This window comes from Longimicrobium sp., assembly GCF_036280135.1.
Lineage (GTDB): Bacteria > Gemmatimonadota > Gemmatimonadetes > Longimicrobiales > Longimicrobiaceae > Longimicrobium.
Genome location: NZ_DASURI010000349.1, coordinates 1 through 3,101 on the forward strand (window position 1 = coordinate 1; position 3,101 = coordinate 3,101).

Annotated in this window: 3 protein-coding genes; all 3 read right to left on the reverse strand. The window is 69.8% G+C overall.

What is annotated here, in order from left to right; genetic code table 11:
• Window positions 1–74 precede the first annotated feature (74 nt).
• Entirely contained in the window at window positions 75–1,355 is a 1,281-nt protein-coding gene (locus VFZ20_RS10995; RefSeq protein ID WP_329683921.1) for an endo-1,4-beta-xylanase, read from the reverse strand.
• 8 nt (window positions 1,356–1,363) lie between these two features.
• Window positions 1,364–2,824 (reverse strand): MFS transporter, encoded by a 1,461-nt coding sequence (locus tag VFZ20_RS11000; RefSeq protein WP_329683922.1) that lies wholly within the window; start codon window positions 2,822–2,824, stop codon window positions 1,364–1,366.
• Between the two features lie 26 nt (window positions 2,825–2,850).
• Window positions 2,851–3,101 (reverse strand): fibronectin type III-like domain-contianing protein (locus VFZ20_RS11005; RefSeq protein WP_329683923.1); only part of this gene is annotated, 251 nt, incomplete at its 5' end.

Sequence of the window (3,101 nt, forward strand, 5' to 3'; positions counted from 1 at the left end):
CGCTCTGCCTCTCCCCTCGTCTCCCCTCGTCTCCAGCCCTCCCCTCCCGCCCTCGTCCCTCGTCCGACCCGCCCCTACTGCACGCCCACGCCCGGATCCACGTCGACGCCGCCATCCGCGCTCTCATTCCCCGCGCTGCCCGCGCCGACTCCGCCGGGCCCACGTGCTCCGCCCACCGCTCCACCCACACCCGCGACGGTGCCGCGCCGCGCGGCCTGGATGACCGCGTGGAAGGCCGGCTTGGGCTCGCCGCGCCAGCCGAAGAGCAGCGGGTGGTTCGTGCGGCCATACATGGGGAAGTCGTTGAGCCACGAGTCGTTGTCCGACACGCCCCAGAACGTCACCCGCCGCACCACGTCGGACCGCCGGCCATACAGCGCGAAGAACTGCGCGTACCGCTCCGCCAGCGCCTGCTGCACGCTGTCCGGCAGCCCCGCCACGTACGGGTTCAGCCGGCAATTGCACGCGTCGGCGCCGGCCCGCGCCGCGACGTCGGCCGTGTTCCCACGCGTTACGCGGGGCAGCACGTCGACGTCCAGCTCCGTGATGGCCACCTGCACGCCCAGGTCGGCGAACGCCGTGATCGTGCTGTCCTCCGCCGCCAGCGTGGGCCAGGCCATGTTGTGGTGCCCCTGCATCCCCACGGCCGTCACCCGAACGCCCTGCCGCTGCAGCTCGCGGATGAGCCGCACGGCGCCCGCGCGCTTGGCCGGGTTCTCCAGGGAGTAGTCGTTGTAGTACAACTCCGCCTGCGGGTCCGCCTCGTTGGCAAAGCGGAACGCGTGCGCCAGGTAGTCCGGCCCGATGATGCGCAGCCACGGCGACTGCCGCAGGCTGCCGTCCTCGTCCAGCGCCTCGTTCACCACGTCCCAGCCGTTCACGCGGCCCCGGTAGCGGCCCACGACCGTGTGGATGTGCTCGCGCATGCGCGCCAGCAGCGTGTCGCGGCTCACGAACGAGCCGTCCGCGTTGTAGAACACCCACGGCGGCGTCTGGCTGTGCCACACCAGCGCGTGGCCCACGATGAACATCCCGTTGCGCTGGCCCAGCTCCACGTAGCGGTCCGCCGCCTCGAACGCCCAGCGCCCCGGCAGCGGCTGCACCGACTCCCACTTGAGCAGGTTCTCGGGGCTGATGGCGTTGAAGTGGTGGCGGATGATCTCGCCGCCCACCAGGTCGCGTCCGTACGCCTCGTCCAGGTTGAGCGTGGTCCCCATGCGCAGCGCGGGGTACGCCGCCTTGAGCGAGGGGTACGCGCGCACGCTGTCCAGCCGCGCCGTAAGCCCCGCGGGCCCCTGCCCCGCCAGCATCGCCGGAAGCAGCAGCGCAGCGGCCAGGATCGTCGTCTTGGTCATCGTCGTCCTCACGGCGCGCTGGCGATGGCCGTGTGATGCAGGGCGCGGCGGCGCGCGGCCAGCTCGTCGGCGATGGTGACCTCCGTGCGCCGGTCGATGCGGTAGAACAGCAGGCACACGGCGCAGATGCCGAACGCGATCGCCGGGTACAGGCTCATGGACAGGCGGATGCCGTCCAGCGCGCGCTCCGTCTGCTCGGCGTTGGGCACGTAGCCGTACGACGCCAGCAGCCATCCGCCGATGGCCCCGCCGAACCCCAGCCCCGCCTTGAGGGCAAAGACGATGGCGCTGAAGACGATGGCCGTGGCGCGGCGGTGGTTCTTCCACTCCGAGTAGTCCGCCACGTCGGCCATCATGGCCCACAGCAGGGGGATGGTGAACCCGTACGCGAACTGCCGCAGCATCTCCGTGGCGAACATGGCCGTCACCCCGTCGCGCGGGAACAGCGCGAACGCCGCCGTGAACAGCGTGGTGAACCCCAGCCCGCCGATGAACAGGTTGCGCTTGCCGTACTTGAGCGCCAGCGGCTTGCTCAGGATCACGCCCACGATGGTGGCCGAGGTGCCCAGCACGTTGAACATGCTGAACAGGTTCTCGCCGGAGACGACGGCGCCGTCCACCGACCGCTGCACGTAGTAGCGGAAGTAGTACAGCCCCGTCCCGCCGCGCAGGGCCAGCGTGATGAAGAGGATGAGGGTGAGGACGAACATCACCACCCACGGGCGGTTGCGGCCCAGGTCCGCGAAGTCGCGGCGGATGTTCTGCTCCTGGTCCGGCGGCGGCTGGATGCGCTCCTTGGTCGTGCTGAAGGTGATGACGAAGAAGACGATGGCCAGGACGGAGAAGATCCCCATCGTCACCTGGTAGCCGCGCGCGTCGTTGCCCTGGCCAAAGTACTTCACCATGGGCAGCGCCAGCCCCTGGATGGCCAGCTGCGCCAGCATGGCGAAAATGAAGCGGTACTGGCTCAGGCTCGTCCGCTCGCCCACGTCGCCCGTCATCACGCCGCTGAGCGCGCTGTAGGGCAGGTTGTTGGCGCTGTACACCATCATCAGCACGATGTAGGTGGTGTACGCGTAGAACAGCTTGCCGCTGGGCGAAAGGTCCGGCGTGGTGAACGTCAGCATCCCCATGATGCCGAAGGGGAGCGCCGTCCACAGGATCCACGGGCGAAACTTGCCCCAGCGCGTGTTCGTCCGGTCCGCCACCACGCCCATGATGGGGTCGAAGATGGCGTCCCACACGCGCACCACGAGAAACAGGGTGCCCGCCGCCCGCGCCGAGATCCCGAAGGTGTCGGTGTAAAAGGCGAGCTGAAAGATGATCATCGTCTGGAAGATGAAGTTGGCCGCCGTGTCTCCCAGGCTGTAGCCGACCTTCTCCCGGACGGAGAGCCGCTCCGTGCCGTCCGCCGCCGTGCGCGGGGCGGGCGCGGCGGGTGCCGCGGCGGCCTGTGCAGTCTGCGCCATGCGTTGTTCTCTCGATGTGGGGCGGGTCAGCGGACCCGCAGGATGACCGTCCGCAGGTCCTCGTCGCGCGACGAGCTGCCGACCCGGACCTCGAACTCGCCGGGCTCCACCACGCGCCGCATCTCGATCCCCCAGAACGCCAGCTGCTCCGGGCCGATGTCGATGGCCACCGTCCGCGTCTCGCCCGGCGCCAGGCTGTCGAGGTTGAAGTCGATGGTCTGGCCGCGGCCGTGCTCCAGGCCGGGCGTGAGGGTGGCCTTGATCTTGACGCACTCGG